The following is a 20,945-nucleotide window of genomic DNA, read 5'->3' as shown; positions in this document are numbered from 1 at the left end:
ATTCCCCTTTTTTTACATTTTTAATAATTAATATTTAGGTTCCCACTTAGCGTCGGCAACAGCCTTTTTAGCATCAGTAGCTGATGTTAATTTTTCATCAATGGCTTGTTGTGCAACACCTTCAGCAACGGTAATACTGAACTTGTCTAGTTTTGAAACTGGAGGAAGTACAGCGGCACCAGGTTGTGTAGCATCAACGATTCCACCCAATGAGTGAGCAGCTTTGTTGATCATACCATCTGAAAGAACTTTAGCATTAACAGCTAATGAACCAAGACCAAGACCAGGGTAAACCAAAGCGTTGTTAGCTTGTCCAATGTTGTAAGTAACACCATTGTATTCGATTGGATCAACTGGAATACCTGTAGCGATAAGGGCTTTACCATCAGTCCACTTCAAAAGATCTTCAGCTTTTGCTTCAGCAAGTTTTGTAGGATTTGAAAGTGGGAAAATGATTGGGCGTTCTGTATGAGCAGCCATTTCCTTAACGATAGGTTCTGTAAATGTACCAGGTTGTGTTGAAGTACCAACTAAGATTGTTGGGTGAACTGCTTTAACAACAGCTTCCAAGTTAGTCAATTCATCAGCATTTGAAAATTCACTACGTTGTCTTGTGAATGGTTTTTGTTCTGGTGTTAAGTCTTCTGTGTCATCGAACAAGAGACCTTGTTTGTCAACTAGATAGAAGTGTTTCTTAGCTTCTTCTTCAGAAAGTCCTTCTTCAACCATAGCGTCGAAGATTCTCTTAGCAATACCAGCACCGGCAGTACCAGCACCAAATGATAAGTAAACTTGGTCGGTAAGCTTTTGTTTAGAAATGTTTAAAGCACCAAGAATACCAGCAAGCGTAATAATACCTGTACCTTGAATATCATCGTTAAATGTCAAAATATCATCTTTGTATTTGTTCAAGATATTAGCAGCATTACTTCTACCAAAATCTTCAAAGTGAAGATACATGTCAGGGAACAAGTTTTCAGCAGTTTGAACAAATTTGTCAACGAAGTTGTAATACTTGTCACCTGTTACACGTTGATGATGATTACCCATGTAAAGGTCATCTGAAAGAAGTTCTTTGTTGTTAGTACCAACATCAAGTACAACTGGTAGAACTGACTTAGGATCAACTCCAGCAGCAGCTGTATAAACCATTAATTTACCAACAGAGATGTCAACACCTTGGACACCCCAGTCACCAATACCAAGAATACCTTCACCATCAGTAACAACGATCAACTTGATGTCGCGACCTTTAGCGGCATTCTTCAATGATGATTCGATTTCATCTTGATCATCGATAGATAAGAAAGCAGCATTTTGTGGATCTAAGAAGAAATGACTGTAGTTTTCAATTGTGTCAGCGATTGTTGGATCATAAACAACTGGCATGAATTCATTAACGTGTTGGCTGAACAACTTGTAGAACAAAGTAACGTTTTCGTTGAAGATGTCCATCAAGTAATTTCTCTTATCTAAGAAAGTTGCTTTCTTAGAATAGTTTTCGTAGGCTTGTTCAACTTGCTGATCCAAAGTTTGAACGAATGGTGGAAGCAAACCTTCGATATGGTTTTCTTTTCTTTCTTCTTTAGTAAAGGCAGTACCTTTATTTAAGAAATGATTATTGAGTAAATCTAAACCCTCATATTTCATAAATGATTCCTCCTAAAATATTCTTTTATCATATAGATATTACAATCTTTCCATTTTGTATACATATCATAATTATTAAAATAAAATGTCCAATATTGAATAAATAATAATTCGCATACAATATATGAAATATGCAATGTCTTTAATTAACTTTCGAATGTATAATAATACATGATAAAAAATATAGTCAAATATGTGTACTTTGATAAATAAAATTTATAGGTGGGGAAAATGAATTTAAAAGATTATCAATATTTCAAAAAATTATCTGAATTAAAAAACTTTTCTGATACTGCTAACTTCTTCGGTGTTAGTCAACCAACGATAACCTATTCAGTTAAAAGACTCGAACAAACTTATGGATTATCACTAATTAAACGGAAGAGTTTTGCTAATTCTTTATCATTAACATATGCAGGCCAACAGTTGTTATCTCATATTAATCGCATTCTTTTGGAAGATGATTTGATCAGTGATGATATGGAAAGGATTAAACGTGAAAAAATTGTGATGGGCTGGCCACCGATTATCACCAACTATGTGATTCCCAAAGTTTTTGATCGTTTGCGGGATGCCGATTTATTGAACTCAATTATTCCGGTGGCAAAGAGTTCACGTGAATTATTGACACAGTTGAAAAATGGTGAAATTGATCTGTCACTACTGGGTTCAACAATACTACCCCAAGAAAATCATCTTGATTACCAATTAATTAAAGAACATCATTTTAAATTTATTGCGTCAGCCAAACGAGATGTTTCCAAAATAAAAACGGTGGAGGACTTATTTGATGAAGATTTTATCTCATTAGATGAAGGCTCAGTTCATAGTCGAGTGTTGCAACATATTATTGAAAGATACAATGTCAGCCCTAATACGATGTTTAAAACTCCGGATTATCATTTAATGATGAATTTAGTTAAAGCTGATGAAGGATTTAGTTTTGTTACTGAAACTGCAATTCAAGGAGTTCCCGGAATTCAAACGATTGATATTGATGAGATTCAATTACCTCCATTTTATATTTTGTTTGTTTATCGTCATAATATGGTAGGAAATGAAACCTTGGCACAATTGATGCACATTTTCAAAAATATTTAAATCGTAAATATCAAAAATTCGTGGTATACAGGTCTAGCCCAATGATGTAAAATTGTTTTTGCCAATGGGTAATGGCATATTTGAATAATAGTGATTAAGGATATATGAAAAATTTCATATGTGAATGAAAACCTCAAAAATATATCATCAATATTTTAAAAGTATTTACATTTATATTTCATTATTATCAAATTTTATAATAAAAATGAATCAAAAATTACGGGATAGTTCATTGTTTGATTCATTTAATGTGGTAAAGACCATTTATAATGGTCTTTTTACATTTTTATAAATTTGTATTTATAAAAATATGTTGACTTTTGTAAACTGAAGGAAAATGGCTAGTAGTGTGTTACTATTGTTTGTGGGGAGTGGTTATGCTGTTGACCTAATCCCCCTGATAATTTCATGATTATAAAATGACAAAATTGTCGGATAAATGGTGGTTCCTCCCTGAGCTACCATTTTTTTGTGCATTTTTTTACCTATGGGTCGAAAAACTGTGTTAGAGCAAGAAACAACAATATTTTCTATGGTATAATTTTTTGTAATAAGCTATTTAGGAGTTTTTAGTATGAAGTACAACGAGGGTCAACAAAAAGAAATTGCACAATATGCGGTAGAACATGATAACAACTATAAAGCTACTGGCGAAAAATACGGAATCTCATATCAACAAGTAGCTGCTTGGGTTAGAAAATACAATAAGAAGACTAAACCTTCAGTTAAACAAGTTAAGACTGAAGAGCCACAAGCTAATGCATTGGATATTTTGAGTCGTAAAGACCCAGTTTTGGAAGCTCAATTGCACGAAGTTAAGAGACGTTTAGGACTAGAATAATGAAAACAATTATTTTTGTTTGTTTAGGTAATATTTGTCGCTCGCCAATGGCAGAAATGATGATGCGTGATTTAGTTGCTCAAAGAGATTTAAACCAAGTGATTGAGGTAGAATCTCGAGCTACTTCAACTTATGAAATTGGCAATTCTCCACATCCTGGAGCTATTGCTGAGTTGAGAAAGGAAAATATTCCGTTAGTACCACATTCAGCAAAACAAATCTCTCAAACAGATTTTGATTCTGCGGCTTTGATTATTGGGATGGATCAACAAAATATCTCAGATCTGAAGGCTATGGCACCAGAGGCGGATCGTGACAAGATTCATCTAGCTTATGAAATAATGAATAAGCAAAAAGTGATTGAAGATCCTTGGTATGATCACAAGTTTGATCGGACTTTTCATCAGTTGTCAGAAGTCTTACCTTTGTGGTTAGATCAGTTAAGTAAATAAAATAACCAATTTAGATTTGAATAAATTGGTTATTTTGCTTTTAAAGTGTGAGAAATTTATATAAAAAAATTGTATGATGAGGGTATTGATAATTGGAGGCGGTTTGTGATGGCTAATTCTTTGTGGAAACGTTTTAAAGATGCTTTTTCTTCAGACAATCAACCAATTCAAACTAATGATGTTCATTCGACGGCTAATAAAAGTCGTACCCAGGAAGAAGAAAAGTGTGATTTCACGCAAATTCTTTCCCCTGATAATATTTTTATTGAAGAAGATCTACAATCTCGAAACGAAGTGTTGAAAAGATTAAGTCAAGTTGTTTCGGTGGAAGATCAAGACAAGATCTATGGAGCTTTCTTATTGCGCGAGAAACAGTCCTCAACTAACTTAGGTGAAGGCATAGCTTTGCCACACGTGCAATCGAAACAGGTTTTAAAATTGACAATGGTTATTTTGAGATTAGAGAATCCAATCGACTGGGGCGATGAAAAAGTAAATTTGGTCTTTGGTCTATTGATTCCAAAACCAGAATCAAATTTTGAACACGTTAAGTTCATGGCCAGTTTGTCTAAAAAACTGTTAAAACCAAGTTTTGTTTATGCATTAAAAGAAGCCACGACAGCTGAACAAATTATCAATTTATTAACACAGAGCTAGAAGGATAATGGAGGGATTATTTTGAGTCAGTTAAGCATTCTGAATGTCGTGGTTCGGCTCTTGTTAGCAGTTATTTTTTCTGGAATAATTGGACTTGATCGTGCATATAAACATCGTCCAGCTGGTTTAAGAACACATATCTTAGTTTGTTTGGGCGCTTGTATAATTGCCATGATTCAAAAGAACATTGGATTCGATGCTTTAGAGATGGCACGTCAATATCCACAATATAAGGGAGTTATCCGAGCCGATGATGCAAGATTGATTGCTCAAGTAGTCAGTGGAATTGGTTTTTTAGGTGCTGGGACAATCATCGTTGAGCATCATTCTATTCGCGGATTGACGACCGCTGCTAGTCTCTGGGTCGTAGCATGTTTAGGCTTAGCAATAGGTATGGGCGATTATATTATTGCTATCGTTGGATTTTTAGTAGTTTACGCGGTTTTAGGGTTCTTGAAAAAAATCATTAAAATTAGTCCGGTTCGTAAACTAAAGATTGAATACAGGCATAAAGTCGATACGAAAAAATTTATCGATGAATTCTTTCAGCATCATGATATTACGGTTGAAGGGGTTAGATTTAGTGTTTCCAAGATCGATGATACGAAAGTTTATACGAATGTTTATTCAATAGATTTTGGTAAAAATATTGATTACGTCGATATTGTCGAAGGATTATCGATGAATGAAAACATTATTAAGGTCGAAACGATCAATGTCTAACTCATAAAAAAATATCCCTAAATAAATTTAGAGATATTTTTTTATGCATTAGGATAATGTATATGTATTTAAATAATTAAGTCTATTTAATTCATTGTAATTTGACTAGACCTTTGTTATTTTTTTATTCGGGGGAATTAAATGATAAAAATATTACGATCCAAATCACTCATTGTTTTAAGTTGTTTAATCATAGTATTGATTAGTTATTTACTTCTTTCCAAAAACAATGTTGTTGGGAGCATTTCAGACACAGAAATTACTTTGACGGCGAATCAGAAAAAAGAGCGCGTTTCAGATTTTGAAAGACAACGCAAAAATTATGCTTTTGTTTCATTTGATAATCTGTATGAAAATACTTCGCTCTACTTTGGTTCAAAAATTTATCAATTTGGTCACATAAAAAAATTGGATTCTGAACACAAATATATGTTAGTAGCACTTGATGGAAATGATGTTTCTAAAATGTGCAAGATAAAATATAATTTAGCTAATTTTGCACAAAATATCAGTAACCTAAAAGAAGATGATGCGATTAAATTTTATGGGGAAGTTTTATCGGTTGACAATTATGTAAACGACAAGGGTCGTGAAATGAGTCGACCAGTGATTTCTGCTAATTTTATTCAGATGAAATTACACAAATAGGGGGATAACCATGCCATTATTCAATAGTGTCTTGGACGATAATTTTGAATATTTAATGTGTCAAGAATTGATTGATCTAAGAAATTTGGAAGCAAGTCTCGATGTCGATTAAAAGAGAAAACACCGATTTCTTAATTGGTGTTTTTTTATTTTGACCAAACAAAAAACTCTTTGAATTGATCGGATTCAAAGAGTTTTCATTTTAATATCAAAAGGGTTCTTAAAGAATAGTAAAAATAAATGGCATTCACTTTTTTTTAAGTGACATTAAACAAGAGAAGTTTTAATTACTATTTTTTAGATTCTTTTTTATCTTTTGCAGATTTTTTATCTGCCGAATCTACGCGTTTTACGTTTTCTTTTACATCATCGGGAAGAGAGGCAAACTTATCAAACAAACTGCCAAAATCATTTTCGCGTTTCACTGTTAAGCCCATCGGTATCAGCCCCTTTCAAGTTTCTATATATTTAAGCATATTATAGAACGTTTTTGACCAAATAACAATTATTCACGCAGACTAATTGTAATCTATGCCTTAACAATTTTACCAGTAGCAATTGGTAGGGTTGTGTGTGCATCATAATTGCCAACGGCCCCAGCGACCGATGCAGGCAATTGAAGACTTTGTGGAACTCCATGAACATAGATTACTCGTTTATCTAATTCCAAATCATCAGTTCCAAAAACTTCCTTAAATTTATTTTGAAGTTCTTTGAGAGGAACATCGATTTCGTATTTAAAGTGACCATTTTTATCGGAAATAGGATAGTTATCATTAGGGATATTCATATGATGGGGTGCATTATCAAAAGGTACCATAGTTGTACCAGAAACCGTTTCTGTTTCAGGTAAGTCAACTAGGCCATCATGGTTGATGTCTTGTTCACTAGTAGCGATTTGGGCATCTTTGCCTTCAGGGAACCCATGGAAATGTTCCCAATGTTCGGTGTTTTTTGGCGTGTCAAACATTTCGATTTCGATGTGAAGTGAATCTGCTGTTTCAGTGAAATTAGCTGTTCCATGAGCCTTAGTACCAATAAATTTATCATTTAGTGGAACGATGTTAGCTAAATATTTTTGTGTCATAATTATTTTCTCCTTATAAATTGTACAAAATTAAATTGTTCAATTTAAATTATATTCCAAAAATATATTAAAAAGAAATATTTAGCTCATAAATTATAAAATTACACAAAAGTTGACAATTGTCCAAATTAACTTAAGATTAAATAAGTTCGGACTAGATAGGAGGGGATATTTTTGGCAACTGAATATCTTGAACATAAATTAAGCCTTTTACCTCCCAGACCAGGTTGTTATTTGATGAAAGATATCAACTCTAAAATTATTTATGTTGGGAAGGCTAAAAATTTAAAGAATCGTGTACGTTCTTATTTTAAGAGTTCACATGAAGGCAAGACAGCACGACTCGTTTCAGAAATTCGTGACTTTGAAACAATCATTACTTCAAACGACAAAGAAGCATTTTTATTGGAAATTACGTTGATCCAAAAGCATCAACCTTATTACAATATTAAATTAAAACGTGGTACTGGTTATCCGTATATTAAGATTACGAATGAGCGTGATCCTAAGATGGAAATTACCGGTCTAGTTAAAAATGATGGTGGCTATTACTATGGACCATATCCAAATGTGTATGCTGCTTCGAATACTTTGAATTTTTTACAAAAAGTTTATCCACTGAGAAGATGTCAAGGCAACTTAGGTAGACCTTGTTTGTATTATCACATGGGACAGTGTTTGGGGGCTTGCTTTAAGACAGTTCCTGAAGAAAAATATGCTCGACAAATTGAAAAAATAAAAAAATTTTTGGGTGGAAATGTTGGCGAAATCAAAGGTCAATTAACTAGAAAAATGGAAACAGCTGCTAAAAAAATGCAGTATGAACGCGCAGCTGAATTACGTGATCAAATTAAATATATTGAGACGACAGTTGAGAAACAAAAAATCATTTCAAATGACAGTACTCCCAGAGATATTTTTAATTACTATGTTGAAAAAGGTTGGATCTCGATTCAAATCTTCTTCATTCGTCAAGCACGTTTAATGAAACGTGAAAAAAAGGTCTTTGCTTGTATCAATACCCCAGAAGAGGAATTGTCGACTTTTATTTTGCAGTTTTACAATCGTCGCAATCAAGTATTACCAAAAGAAATCTTAGTTCCGAATAATTTAGACAAAGAAACTTTATCGCAAGTTTTGAATGTTCCTTTTAGAACACCTCAACGAGGCCAGAAAAAAGATTTAATGGATATGGCCGCGGAGAATTCTAAGTTAGTTTTACAAGAGAAATTCCGGTTAATGGAATTAGACAATCGTCAGACCTATGGTGCACAGCAACAAATTTTTGATGCGCTTGATTTGCCATATGGTCACATAATCGAATCGTTTGACCATTCGCATATTCAAGGGACAAATCCTGTTTCAGCAATGGTTATGTTTAAAGATGGACGTCCAGAAAAGAGTGGCTATCGTAAGTATAAAATTAAAGGAGAGGTTGAACATCAGTCTGGTGCCGACGAGGCCGCAAACACGCGGGAAGTTATTTATCGGCGTTATTCTCGCTTGATTAAAGAAGATGGCAATCTACCTGATTTAATTTTAATGGATGGTGGTATCATTGAATTACGTGCAGTGATGGATGTTTTGGTTAATGAATTAGGAATCGACATTCCTGTTGCAGGTATGGTCAAAGATGACCATCATAATACGTCGCACCTAATAGTTGGTGAAGATGGTGTCGAAGTGCCATTAGACCGTAAGAGTCAAGGTTTTTACTTATTGCAAAGGATTCAAGATGAAGTTCATCGTTTTGCAATTACATTCCATCGTAAAACGCGCAGTAAAAATGCTTTATCGTCACAATTGGATAATATTCAAGGTGTTGGTCCTAAGACACGTACAAAGCTGTTGAAGAAGTTTGGTTCAGTTAAGAAGATGAAAGAAGCTTCAATTGATCAATTAACTGATTTAGGAATTCCCAAAACGACAGCACAGACTATTAAAATCACTTTAGCAAGTACTAACTTTCATAAAAAGTATCACAAAGGATAAGGGGAGATAAAATGATTACATTAAAATCAGAACGAGAAATCGAAGGCATGCGTGAATCAGGGAAGATTCTTGCAGGAGTTCATTTAGGACTCAGAGATATTATTAAACCTGGAATTTCAGCATATTCAATTGAGGAATTTGCTAATGACTATATCGTAAGTCATGGGGCAACTCCGTCAGAAAAGGGATTTGAAGGCTATAAATACGCCACTTGTGTTGATGTCAATGACGAAGTAGCTCATGGGACACCTAGAAAAGATTTGATTTTACAAGAAGGCGATTTAGTCAAAGTTGATATGACTGTTAGTTACAAAGGTTATCAAAGTGACTCATGTTGGAGTTATGCAGTCGGTTCAGTTAGCCAAGAAACTTCTGATTTAATGGAAGTAACCAAGAAGTCATTATATTTAGGAATCGCTCAAAGTATCGAAGGTAATCGATTGGGAGATATCGGTTATGCTATTCAACATTACACTGAAGATGAACATGGATACGGGGATGTTCGTGAACTTTGTGGTCATGGAATCCAACCTACAATGCATGAACAACCGGATGTTTTGCATTACGGAGAACCTGGCAAAGGACTTCGTTTAAGAAATGGTATGACAATTACGATTGAACCAATGATCAATGAAGGTACTTGGGAAATCGTCGACCGTGAAGTTAAGGATCCTAATGATGATTGGATTTATTATGCTAGTGCTGATGGCTCATGGTCAGCTCAATATGAGCATACTTTAGCTATTACAGCTGATGGTCCCAAAATTTTAACTTCGCAAGATGCTGCTGAAGATGAGAAGTATCTCACTTGGGCACGTAAATATTTAAAAGAACATAATCAAGCCTAGAATTGGCTAGACATTAGAGTAAATAGGACCTGGTAATCAAAAAATTACCAGGTCCTATTTGGTTCAAATTTTTTTGTAATCAAGAAAGTTGAAACTATTTTACTGATACGTCAGAGGCACTGACGAATTCATGTGAGGCCACTCGGAAATGTTTGGTTTCATTAGCACCTAAATAGGCGATTCGATCATATTTCCAAGCGGTGTTGGCAGCTAAGCCACGATTGGTAACTTGTTTCATATCACTGTTTACTAGGTGCGTGATTTCAGAATTCATTGTTTCAACGATTCCGTTTGTTGGCTCATAACGATAGATGTCATCAGCTTTGACCCATTCTTCAGTAGCGACGCGATAGTATTTTTCGCCATCGATAATGATTATGCGGTCTGAACGCCAATCTGAATGCTTGGCTAGCTTTTTATTTTTTTCTACAGTCATTTGACCATCTTTTAGAGAATAGACGGAAACTGTATTTTTCATTGTTCCTACATAACCGTTAAATTTAGTTGGCTTATTGTTAGGTAAATTACTGTTACCGGGTTTATCAGCGGACTGATTCCCATTGTCAGTATCTGGTTTTTGATTTGAATTTTCATCCGGATTAGGTTTCTCGTTAGAATTTGAATCGTTATTATTTGTGTCATTTTGGTTAATTGATTCATAGTAAAGTTCAATTGTACTAGTACGACCAGTATACATGCTGCTGACCGGAACTTCGTTCTCTTCTAATTCTTCACCGGTAATCCCATAAATTCCGGTATTGAGCATGTTTTTAGTACTACCATCACCAATATTGTCAAAGTTACGCTCAAAGATACGATAAAATAGAGCCGCACCGGTTTGGATACCAGTTCCTAATTGAGGTAAGTATTCGCTAGTTGAACTGTAAGCTGTTTTGTATTTATTTAAAGTAGCAACTGTTGGATCAGGTAATTTAGGTTCTTCCTGGAAAGGAATGGTTCCGTTGAGTTCGCCTTTGATGGTTCTTGAGACATATTCTTTGTTATCGAGATAAACTTTGAAGTTAATTGTGTAAGGTTTGGCTTTTTTCAAGTAAATAGTAAATTCACTATTTTTATTGATATCTGTTTCGTTGTATTTTTGAATGAGTGGTTCGTCTAAATCAACTTCGGTTGTATTGTCATTTAAGGGAATGTAATGAGCTAAACCTTCAAAATCTAATTCATAGGCATCAAAGTATCCAATTGGATAGGGAGCTTCGTAGATTTCTTCTAATGGTGTAATGACAAATTCGTTTTTTCCTTCAGCATCTGGCTTAAAGGCATGTTCTTGTTCATGAACGAAGAGTTCTTTTTTTGTATCTTCAGTTACGTAGTGAATTTTAGCAGTACCATCAATTAATTTATAGATGGGATGTGTGATTTTTTGATTGTCAGAAATGAGTACAAGGCTTTGACTAGCTTCATCATAGACAATTTCTGAACTTTCCGCCTTAGGAGCGTATTCTAAATTTCCACCCCAGTTGGATTTTGTCTTAATATCAGGAAGTGTGACACTAACTTTGTGGTCATTCTTCAATTTAGACATTTCACTTGCATCTAATGTTAGAGTTACATTCTCTAATAATTCATTAGCAGACGAGTATGCCTCAATTGAAAGATTTAGTGTCTGAGGAAGACTATTCAAATCAACTTTCTCGTTTAGTTTAATTTCCTGTGAATCGATTTTGCTGCTCTGATTTGTTTCTACTGCTAAGGCAGTAGTTGGTTGAACCAGTGGAGCACTAAAGCCTCCTAAAATGAGACTAGATAACAATAATACTTTGGCCTTCATTGCAAGGAACTCCTTATGTAAATTATTAGTTTTTCAGATTAATACCTGAAAGTGTTTCCAAGTATACCGAATAAAACTACTAATTTGAACAGAAAAATTAGAAATATATTAACAAACAATGAGGAGATACAAATGTTATTGTTTTCATTATTTTTCAAAAAAAGAGCGGGACAGGACATGGTCAACTCTCGAGCATTAAGGCAAATGGACCAAGGTAATTGTACTTCGATTACCTTGGTCCATTTGTTTTAAGCGGAAAGAGTTATGTCCTGTTCCGCGTTTATGCTGCAAGTTTAGGAGTAAAAATAGTTATGTCCCAAACTCATGACATTCAGCTTATTTATTATTCTTTTTAGCGGGTTTCCAAACACCGTAGATAACACCGGAGATAACAGCCCCGATAATTACAGCTAATAAGTAAAGCAATGGCTTATTAGCAAGTGGTGTAACAAAGATACCACCGTGAGGAGCAGGAACGTTGATTCCCCATAGTTGTGTTAAACCACCACTGATAGCGGAACCGATAACACTAGAACCGATAACGTGAAGTGGATCTCCAGCAGCAAATGGAATAGCACCTTCGGTAATAAAGGAAATACCTAAAATATAGTTGGATAGACCAGCTTGTCTTTCTTGATCAGTAAATTTATTCTTCCAAAATGTTGTAGCAATAGCAATTGCAAGAGGTGGAACCATACCACCAACCATTACGGCTGCCATTAAAGCACCATCTTGTGTTGCTGTAAATGTACCAATAGCAAATGTATAAGCAGCCTTGTTGAAAGGACCACCCATATCGATTGACATCATACCACCGAGTAGAGCACCTAAAATAACAGCGTTACCAGTACCCATTGATTCTAGGAAGTGAGTAATAGCAGCATTAACAACTGCAAAGATTGGATCAATAGCAAAGTACATGATTGCACCGGTTATTAATAATCCAAGAACCGGATAAATCAAAATAGTTTTAAGACCAGCTAATGATTGAGGCAATTTCTTAAGTGATTTCTTTAAGAATACAACAACCCAACCAGCGATAAAACCAGCTAGAAGACCGCCAATGAATCCGGCCGGACTCTTAGAACTGACTACTGATGCAGTAGCCTGTGAAGCCATATAACCACCAACGAAACCAGGTAGTAGAGCCGGACGATCACCAATTGAAACGGCAATGTATGCAGCTAGAATAGGGATCAAGAAACTAAAAGCATAATTACCAACATTATTAAAGAATAGGAACCATTGTGACTTAGCACCAACGGAATTCTCTAATAAGAAGGAAAGGGCCATCAAGATACCACCACCGACAACGAATGGCAACATGTTACTAATACCGTTCATTAAATCAGCATAAATTCTTGACCATAGTGATTTCTTTTCTTCTTCATCGTCATCAGATGCATCAGTGTTTCCACCTTCGTTATGGAAAACAGGAGCTTTTTGATCAGCAGCCAAGTTAATCAATTCCTCAGCTTTGTTGATACCATCACTGACAGGGCGGTTAACTAAATGTTTGCCATCGAAACGAGGCATGTCAACTTTTTTATCAGCGGCGATAATAACACCGTCAGCACGTTTGATTTCGTCGGCAGTCAACTTATGTTTGACACCTTCGGAGCCATTAGTTTCAACTTTGATATCAATTCCCATTTTTTCAGCTTGTTCTTTTAGAGCAGCTTCAGCCATGTAAGTGTGGGCGATACCAGTTGGACAAGCAGTAACAGCAACGACGTAAGGCTTTTTCTTATCCGAGTCAGTTTGAGCAGCAGCTGCAGCAGCCTTGGCTTTTTCTTTTTCTTCATCGGCCTTATCTTTTGCTTCTTTTTCTTTCATTGCTTGGTCAAATAAATTTTGAACTTCATCAGCTGTTTTGGCAGCCTTTAAATTCTTAACCAACTCAGGGTTGATCAAAAGTGATGAAAGTGCAGCTAGTGCTTGTAAATGTAGATTATCAGCACCGTCTGGAGCAGCAATCATAAAGAATAGATAAGCAGGTTGTCCGTCAAGTGATTTGTAATCAATACCTTTTTCACTTTTGGCAAACAACACAGTTGCTCTTTTAACGGCTTTGTCACGAGCATGTGGCATAGCGATTCCATCACCAATACCAGTACTTGTTTGAGCTTCACGTTTTAAAATATCGGATTTATATAGATCTTTATCATCGATCACGCCAACTTGATAGTACTTATCAACCATTTCTTCAATGGCTTCCTCTTTGGTAGTGGCTTTCAAGTCCATAATCATGGCGTCTTTTAACAATAATTGTTTCAAGTCCATTATTAAGAGTCCCCCTCAATTAAACTTCTGTAATATTAATTTGTTTGTAAACTTCGTCAATTTTTTCTTTAACAGCTATATCTTGACTAAATGCAGTAGCTGAACCACAAGCTGCTCCCATATGGAAACTTTCAATTGGATCTTTTGTTTCCATAAATGTACCAGCAAAACCAGCAATCATTGAATCGCCAGCACCAACTGAGTTAATAACTGTACCCTTAGGAGCATTGGCTTTGTAAGCTTTGTCCTTTGTTACTAAGAGTGCACCATCACCAGCCATTGAAACTAAAACGTGTTTAGCGCCTTTTTCCAATAGCTTACGAGCATAAGTGATGATTTCTTGTTGATCTTTAAATTCAACGTTGAATAACTCGGCCAATTCATGATGGTTTGGTTTAACTACTAGTGGATGTAATGGCAAAGTATCTAACAATGCTTGTCCAGTAGTATCAATGATGAATTCAGCACCTTGAGCTTGAATTTTTTTAGCAATATCTAAATAAAAACTTGCATCTAGATTTTTACAAAGGCTTCCAGCCATGACAACAATATCACCGTCACCAACACCATCTAGTCCATCAATGAATTGTTGACGTTCATCACTAGTGATAGCAGGACCAGCACCGTTGATTTCAGTTTCTTCATTTTGATCAACAGCATTGATCTTGACGTTGATTCTTGTGTCTTCTTTTACCTTAGTAAAGGCTGTTTTTAAATTGTGTTGTGCTAATAGTTCTTGAAACATCGAACCAGTGGCACCACCAACAAAGCCTAGGGCAGTTGAATCAATTTTTAATTCCTTCATAATTCGGGAAACGTTGATACCTTTTCCACCAGGGAGTTTGACATCGTTTTGGGTACGATTGACCTCACCAGTATTTAAATTCTTCAATTGTAGGACATAATCAATTGAAGGATTAACTGTAATTGTATAAATCAATTAGATTGCCTCCGTAATCTTGGTATATTTAGTCAAAGAATTAGCTTCTTTTTCTGATAGCTTACTAGTTATTAATGGAACCTCATCTAAAGTAGCAAAACGACTGAAACTAACTTGCGAAAACTTGGAACTATCAGATAAGACATAGGATTGATTGGATTGTTTGATTGCCAAACTCTTGATCGCTGCTTCCTCAGGGTCAGGTGTAGTGTACCCAGCATCAATCGAGAAACCATTTGCTCCTAGAAAAGCACGATCAAAATGATACTTTTCTAGAGTCTGAATGATATTTGAACCAACCAAAGCCTTAGTAGATGACTTTAATTTTCCCCCCGGAATAAATGTGTTCACGTTGTAATCGGCCAACATCGAAGCGTTATCGACACTATTGGTAATGACTAACAAGTCTGTATGTTCAATTAAATACGGAATCATGAAAGAAATCGTCGTCCCTGAATCTAGGAAGATAACTTCATGATTTCGAACTAAATTTGCGGCTGTTTGACCGATCATTTTCTTTTCATTAATATGCACGGCTGCTTTTTGGGAAAGGGCCGGTTCCTCATGTAATGAAATAACGTTTTGAGCACCACCGTGAATCCGTAATAATTTGTGACAATTTTCCAAATCTTGCAGATCACGACGCAAGGTGGACTCGGAAGCACCAGTCAGTGGAATCAAATCGTGTAGTTTGACAATATTATGTATTTTTAATTGTTCTAGAATAATTTGTTGCCTTTCTTCGGTAAGCACTTTCATCACCTCGCAAGAAATATAATACACCATTTTCGGTCAAAATCAATCAAAAAATCTCAAAAACGGTCAATTTCTTTCAAGTGATATTTACCAATTAATAAAAAACTGGACAATTGACCATAGTTCCAAGTATTATGAAGTCTGATTTTGTGCTAAAATTTAGAAATGATAATTAAGTTTAGAAAGGGGGATTTTAATGTTTGTAGATAACGTTAAAATCACCGTAAGATCTGGAAAGGGTGGCGACGGCGCTGTTGCCTTTCGTCATGAAAAGTATGTTCCCCTCGGTGGACCTTCAGGTGGTGATGGAGGCCGTGGTGGAGATATTATTTTAAAGGCTAATGAGGGTATGAATACCTTGATGGACTTTAGATATAAGAGGATTTTTAAAGCTCAACCTGGTCAAAATGGTCAAATTAAAGGAATGTATGGTCACAAAGCTGATCCAGTCTATATCGTAGTTCCAACAGGAACCTCTGTTTATGATGAAGATTCTGGAAAATTAGTTGGTGATCTTACAGAAAATAATCAAGAATTAGTAGTAGCAAAAGGTGGAAATGGTGGACGAGGTAATATTCACTTTGCCAATTCGAAAAACCAAGCTCCAGAAATCGCTGAAAATGGTGAACCAGGCCAGGAGAAGCATTTAAAACTGGAATTGAAATTGATTGCTGATGTTGGTTTGGTCGGATTCCCTTCAGTAGGTAAATCGACTCTATTGTCAGTAGCAACTTCGGCTAAACCTAAAATTGCCGCTTATCACTTTACAACTTTGTCACCTAATTTAGGGATGGTTAAGTTGGATAACGGTCAAGATTTCGTTATTGCCGATTTACCAGGTCTGATTGAGGGAGCATCAAATGGTGTTGGTCTAGGTATCCAATTCTTGCGTCACGTCGAAAGAACTCGAGTTATTTTGCATTTAGTAGACATGGATCCTAACAATGGTAGAGAGCCTTATGAAGACTATTTAGCAATTAGAAAAGAATTAGGTAACTATGATGAGAACGTTTTGAAACGTCCAGAAATTATCGTACCTACTAAGTTAGATATTCCTGGTTCAGAAGAACGTTTGGCAGATTTTAAAGAAAAATTGGATAAAGATGTCGATATCTTCCCAATCTCTAGTATTCAACATACTGGTGTCAAACAATTGATGAATCACACGAGTGAAGTATTGTCGAAGGCAGAACCAATTCACTTTGATGTACAAACAGACGATACAAAAGAATACAATTATGAACCTGAACAAAAAGCCTTCACAGTTGAAAAAGATGGTGAACACAGCTTTGTTGTTAAAGGTGCTAAGGTTGAACTATTGTTGCAAAGAACTAATTTGGATCACCAAGATGGAATTATGCGCTTTGCTAGACAATTAAAATCAATGGGAATTGAAGATGCATTGATTGATGCAGGTGCTGAATCAGGAGATTCAGTCACAATTCTCGATTTCACTTTTGAATTTATTTAGGGGCTATATAATATGAATAAATCACCGAAAAGAAGATTTATTACTGGATTTGATGGACTACGTACTTTAGGGGTTATTGGTGTTATCATGTATCACTTGAATCCTAACGTTTTTTCCGGCGGATATTTGGGTGTGCCAATTTTTTTCCTAATATCGGGTTACTTAATCACAGATCATTTCTTTAATACTGTTGATTATGGTGGTTCATTCTCATTAAGTAATTTTTATGTCAAAAGAATTAAAAGACTTTATCCAGGGATGCTGTTTGTTTTACTTGCTTCTGGGGCTTATATTGTCTTATTTTTAAAAGATTTGCTCTATCATTTTGATCAGATCGTCGCAACAAATATATTGAACGTGTATAACTGGTGGCAAATTTTTAATGGCCAATCTTATTTTGAAAGATTCGCTAATAATGAATCGCCGTTCACTCATTTATGGACATTGTCAATTGAAGGTCAATTTTATATTATTTGGCCAATTCTTTTGATTTTGTTTAGCAAATTTCATGTCAAAAAGAGCCGAATATTCGGCTTTGCCATGGTAGTTTCGATAGCTTCAGCTATTTGGATGGCTATGCTCTATAAACCTGGTGTTGATCCTAGTCGAATTTACTACGGAACTGATACAAGATTGTACTCGATCCTTTTGGGATGTGGATTGGCTTTGATCTGGCCAGCTGAAAAATTAAAGTCTGGCTTGCATAAGAGCGATAAATGGAAATTAAATCTAATTGGTTTACTTTCATTTGCTTTGATGCTTTTGATGATCTTTACGATTAAAGACTCTGATCCGATCCTGTATCGTGGTGGGATGTTTATTTTCTCTGTAACAACATGTATTTTCATTGCTGTGGTAGCTCATCCAGATTCAATGTGGAATGGATTACTATCAAATAAAGTTTTCCATTATGTTGGATCAAGAAGTTATGGCTTGTACCTTTATCAATTTCCAGTCATGATTTTCTTTGAATCGAAATTCAAAAATATTGCTGATCATCCAATTTTGTATCCTGTGATCGAAGTAATTTTAATTGTTTTGGTAACGGAATTTTCTTTCAGATTTGTTGAGCAACCATTAGCACACGCTAAATGGAGTGATGTTAAGAATTTCTTCCGTTCATCATCAAGTTTGCAACGTGTTTTGGCCTTAGTGATTGCTATCATTGGAATCACGGGATGTTACGGTGTGGTAAAGGCAGTGGATGCACCAAACCCTAACGCCAACCACAGTCAATTAGCTAATAAGATCAATAAGAATGAAAAAGCTAATAAGAAAAAGAAACAAAAAGCAATTGAGAATTTGAAGAAAAACAAAGAGAAACAAAAAAATGTTACAGGTAAGATGTCAGATGCCGATTATGAGCGCTATAAAAAGGCAGCTAAAGACAATCCAATCAATACTGAATTTGAGAAATATGGTCTCACTCAGATTGATCTGCAACGCTTGAAGGATGTTCCTTTGACAGCAGTCGGAGATTCTGTCATGGCTGATGGATCAGATAATTTCTTGAAACTATTTGATGATAAAAAGGTTATTGTCGATGCTGCTGTCAGCCGTCAATTAAATGCCAGTTTGGACATTTTGCAGAATTATAAGAGTCAAGGTGTTTTGGCACAAAATGTTCTAATCGGTTTAGGAACTAACGGTCCTTTCAATATGCAACAAATTGGTCAGGTTATGGATATGGTCGGACCAAGCCGTCATGTATATTGGATCAACGTTCACGTTCCAACTAGACCATGGGAAAAGACAGTTAATAATGTCTTAAATGAAGCTGCAGGGAAGTATAAGAACCTAACAGTGATTGATTGGTACGATATGTCACAAGGCCACACTGATTGGTTCTATGGTGATAATGTCCATCCAAATCCTGAAGGTTCAATGTATTACACTTCTTTTGTTGCAAAAGAAATTTTGAAAACATTAGATAAAAAGTAGAATAGGAATTATTTATGGAATTAGAATTTTTAGGAACAGGCGCTGGGGTCCCTTCAAAAGGACGCAACGTTTCTAGTACAGCCTTGAAAATGCTAGATGAAAGAAATGAAGTTTGGCTTTTCGATGTTGGTGAAGCAACACAGCATCAAATATTAAGAACCACAATTAAACCACGTAAAATCACCAAGATATTCATTACTCACTTACATGGTGATCATATTTTTGGCTTGCCAGGTCTCTTGGCTAGTCGCTCAAATCAAGGTGGTAATGAGCCTTTAGAAATTTATGGTCCCGTTGGTGTAAAACTGTTTGTTGAAACATCTTTAAAGGTAACAGGTAGTAAATTAAGTTACCCAATTAAATTCATCGAATTGAAAACAGGTGGTGAAATTTTCAACGATAGTACTTTTAAAGTCTATGCTGGTGAATTGAAGCATCGAGTAACTTGCTTTGGTTATCGAGTAGTTGAAAAACCACGCGTGGGTGAATTGCTGGTCGATGATTTAGCTAAGTATCATATTCCCAATGGCCCAATTTTTGGACAACTGAAGGCTGGTAAGACGGTTACATTAGATGATGGAACAGTCATCAATGGTCAAGACTTTATCGGTCCTGAGAAACCAAGTAAGATCGTTACGATTATTTCTGATACACGCTACACGCCAGAAATCGATAAATTGTGTGAAAATGCTGACGTTATCGTTCATGAGTCAACTTTTTCAAATGATGAAAAGAAATTGGCGTATAACTATTTCCATTCCACAGCGACTCAAGCAGCTGAGGTGGCCAAAAGAAGTCACGCTAAAAGCTTGATTCTAACCCATATTTCTGCTAGATATACTGGTAGAGGGGCTTTAGTCTTGCAAAAAGAAGCCCAAAAGATCTTTAAGAATACTAAAGTTGCTAAAGATTTTGATTTGTTTGAAGTACCCTTTAAATAGAAAAGAGGATGATCATGGTTAATTTATTGAATCAAACAGTTGTTGTCACTGGTGCGTCTTCTGGAATCGGCAAAGATGTTGCAGTTAATGCTGCAATTTCAGGAGCTAACGTGATTTTGATTGCTCGTAATCAAGATAAACTCTTACAAGTTAAAAATGAGTGTATTCGTGTTGGGGCAGAGAGTGCAGAACATGAATTTATCAGTATTGATATGAGTGATCCAGAGCAAATCAGTTCAGGTGTTGAAAAAATTTTTGAAATAACCGATAGCGTTGATGTTTTAGTCAATGCTGCTGGCTTTGGAGATTTTTCTAATTTCTTAGAGACTGATTTTGGTAAAATTGAAAAAATGTTTCGGGTTAACGTTCTTGGTTTAATGTTGTTGACACGTCTAGTGGCTGAAAAGATGATCGACGAAGGACGGGGACACATTTTTAATGTTGGCTCAATGGCTGGTAAGATCACAACACCAAAGTCTGCTGCTTATGCAGCAACTAAAGCAGCCGTAATCGCATTTTCAGACGGTCTAAGACTTGAATTGAAGCCTATGGGTGTTTTGGTAACAACTATCAATCCAGGCCCTGTAGACACTAATTTCTTCAGTGTGGCTGATCACAACGGAACGTATCTTGAATCGGTGAAGAATTTCGTGCTTGATCCAAATAAATTGGCTTGGGAGATCGTGAATACGTTTAATAAAAACAAACGTGAGATCAATCGTCCAAGAATTATGGAATTAGCAGCAGTATTGTATAAATTAGCTCCAAGTTTAGGGGATTATTTTGCTGCTACATTAGGAAATCGTAAATAATCGAGGATAA

Annotated in this window: 19 protein-coding genes; 12 read left to right on the top strand and 7 right to left on the bottom strand. The window is 35.6% G+C overall.

Annotation, left to right across the window (positions count from 1 at the left end):
* Positions 1 to 27: 27 nt before the first annotated feature.
* A complete protein-coding gene (locus tag U8521_RS11730; RefSeq protein ID WP_334332570.1) occupies positions 28 to 1,650 on the bottom strand; it encodes a malolactic enzyme in 1,623 nt (540 codons plus the stop codon).
* A 231-nt stretch (positions 1,651 to 1,881) separates the two neighbouring features.
* Here U8521_RS11730 and U8521_RS11725 point away from each other — a divergent pair, with 231 nt between their 5' ends.
* The 6 genes from U8521_RS11725 to U8521_RS11700 all read left to right on the top strand — a co-directional run bounded on the left by U8521_RS11725 (position 1,882) and on the right by U8521_RS11700 (position 6,072).
* On the top strand, positions 1,882 to 2,751 hold the full coding sequence (locus U8521_RS11725; RefSeq protein ID WP_334332569.1) for a LysR family transcriptional regulator: 870 nt from the start codon (positions 1,882 to 1,884) through the stop codon (positions 2,749 to 2,751).
* A 574-nt stretch (positions 2,752 to 3,325) separates the two neighbouring features.
* Positions 3,326 to 3,592, top strand: a complete 267-nt coding sequence (locus U8521_RS11720; protein WP_334332568.1) for a helix-turn-helix domain-containing protein — start codon at positions 3,326 to 3,328, stop codon at positions 3,590 to 3,592.
* On the top strand, positions 3,592 to 4,044 hold the full coding sequence (locus tag U8521_RS11715; protein ID WP_334352821.1) for a low molecular weight protein-tyrosine-phosphatase: 453 nt from the start codon (positions 3,592 to 3,594) through the stop codon (positions 4,042 to 4,044). Before U8521_RS11720 ends, U8521_RS11715 begins: the two co-directional genes overlap by 1 nt.
* A gap of 108 nt (positions 4,045 to 4,152) precedes the next feature.
* Positions 4,153 to 4,701 carry a PTS sugar transporter subunit IIA gene (locus tag U8521_RS11710; RefSeq protein WP_334352820.1) on the top strand — a complete coding sequence of 183 codons (549 nt, stop codon included), beginning with the start codon at positions 4,153 to 4,155 and terminating at the stop codon, positions 4,699 to 4,701.
* A gap of 21 nt (positions 4,702 to 4,722) precedes the next feature.
* On the top strand, positions 4,723 to 5,424 hold the full coding sequence (locus tag U8521_RS11705; protein ID WP_334352819.1) for an MgtC/SapB family protein: 702 nt from the start codon (positions 4,723 to 4,725) through the stop codon (positions 5,422 to 5,424).
* A 141-nt stretch (positions 5,425 to 5,565) separates the two neighbouring features.
* On the top strand, positions 5,566 to 6,072 hold the full coding sequence (locus U8521_RS11700) for a hypothetical protein (RefSeq protein ID WP_334352818.1): 507 nt from the start codon (positions 5,566 to 5,568) through the stop codon (positions 6,070 to 6,072).
* Positions 6,073 to 6,362: 290 nt separating this feature from the next.
* Here U8521_RS11700 and U8521_RS11695 read toward each other — a convergent pair whose 3' ends face one another.
* Positions 6,363 to 6,509: an SPJ_0845 family protein gene (locus U8521_RS11695; protein WP_334332563.1), complete on the bottom strand. Its 147-nt coding sequence runs from the start codon at positions 6,507 to 6,509 to the stop codon at positions 6,363 to 6,365.
* A 92-nt stretch (positions 6,510 to 6,601) separates the two neighbouring features.
* The gene (locus tag U8521_RS11690) at positions 6,602 to 7,159 is read right to left on the bottom strand and encodes a hypothetical protein (RefSeq protein ID WP_334352817.1); all 558 of its coding nucleotides are present in this window, start codon (positions 7,157 to 7,159) and stop codon (positions 6,602 to 6,604) included.
* 174 nt (positions 7,160 to 7,333) lie between these two features.
* Between U8521_RS11690 and uvrC the strand changes: the two genes are divergently transcribed.
* The gene (uvrC, locus tag U8521_RS11685; protein ID WP_334352816.1) at positions 7,334 to 9,151 is read left to right on the top strand and encodes an excinuclease ABC subunit UvrC; all 1,818 of its coding nucleotides are present in this window, start codon (positions 7,334 to 7,336) and stop codon (positions 9,149 to 9,151) included.
* A gap of 11 nt (positions 9,152 to 9,162) precedes the next feature.
* Positions 9,163 to 9,999 carry a type I methionyl aminopeptidase gene (gene map / locus U8521_RS11680; protein ID WP_334332560.1) on the top strand — a complete coding sequence of 279 codons (837 nt, stop codon included), beginning with the start codon at positions 9,163 to 9,165 and terminating at the stop codon, positions 9,997 to 9,999.
* 94 nt (positions 10,000 to 10,093) lie between these two features.
* Here the strand turns inward: map and U8521_RS11675 are convergent, their stop codons facing one another.
* The 4 genes from U8521_RS11675 to U8521_RS11660 all read right to left on the bottom strand — a co-directional run bounded on the left by U8521_RS11675 (position 10,094) and on the right by U8521_RS11660 (position 15,767).
* On the bottom strand, positions 10,094 to 11,791 hold the full coding sequence (locus U8521_RS11675) for a hypothetical protein (protein WP_334352815.1): 1,698 nt from the start codon (positions 11,789 to 11,791) through the stop codon (positions 10,094 to 10,096).
* A gap of 336 nt (positions 11,792 to 12,127) precedes the next feature.
* Entirely contained in the window at positions 12,128 to 14,074 is a 1,947-nt protein-coding gene (locus tag U8521_RS11670; protein WP_334352814.1) for a PTS fructose transporter subunit IIABC, read from the bottom strand.
* A gap of 19 nt (positions 14,075 to 14,093) precedes the next feature.
* Positions 14,094 to 15,014: a 1-phosphofructokinase gene (pfkB, locus tag U8521_RS11665; protein ID WP_334332557.1), complete on the bottom strand. Its 921-nt coding sequence runs from the start codon at positions 15,012 to 15,014 to the stop codon at positions 14,094 to 14,096.
* Entirely contained in the window at positions 15,015 to 15,767 is a 753-nt protein-coding gene (locus tag U8521_RS11660; RefSeq protein ID WP_334332556.1) for a DeoR/GlpR family DNA-binding transcription regulator, read from the bottom strand.
* A 199-nt stretch (positions 15,768 to 15,966) separates the two neighbouring features.
* Between U8521_RS11660 and obgE the strand changes: the two genes are divergently transcribed.
* From obgE to U8521_RS11640, 4 genes are read left to right on the top strand one after another with little or no spacing between them, the layout of a single operon-like run.
* Positions 15,967 to 17,241, top strand: coding sequence for a GTPase ObgE (gene obgE / locus U8521_RS11655; RefSeq protein ID WP_442886156.1), 1,275 nt, complete (start codon positions 15,967 to 15,969; stop codon positions 17,239 to 17,241).
* Positions 17,242 to 17,253: 12 nt separating this feature from the next.
* Complete coding sequence (locus U8521_RS11650; RefSeq protein WP_334332555.1) at positions 17,254 to 19,182, top strand: acyltransferase family protein; 1,929 nt, start codon at positions 17,254 to 17,256, stop codon at positions 19,180 to 19,182.
* A 14-nt stretch (positions 19,183 to 19,196) separates the two neighbouring features.
* Positions 19,197 to 20,123, top strand: coding sequence for a ribonuclease Z (rnz, locus tag U8521_RS11645; protein WP_334332554.1), 927 nt, complete (start codon positions 19,197 to 19,199; stop codon positions 20,121 to 20,123).
* 14 nt (positions 20,124 to 20,137) lie between these two features.
* On the top strand, positions 20,138 to 20,935 hold the full coding sequence (locus U8521_RS11640) for an SDR family NAD(P)-dependent oxidoreductase (RefSeq protein WP_334332553.1): 798 nt from the start codon (positions 20,138 to 20,140) through the stop codon (positions 20,933 to 20,935).
* Positions 20,936 to 20,945: the final 10 nt, after the last annotated feature.

This window comes from Companilactobacillus miaonis, assembly GCF_036913615.1.
In the GTDB taxonomy this organism is placed as follows: Bacteria; Bacillota; Bacilli; order Lactobacillales; family Lactobacillaceae; genus Companilactobacillus.
The sequence above is the reverse complement of the archived record's forward strand: the minus strand, read 5'-3'. Positions and strand labels throughout refer to the sequence as shown.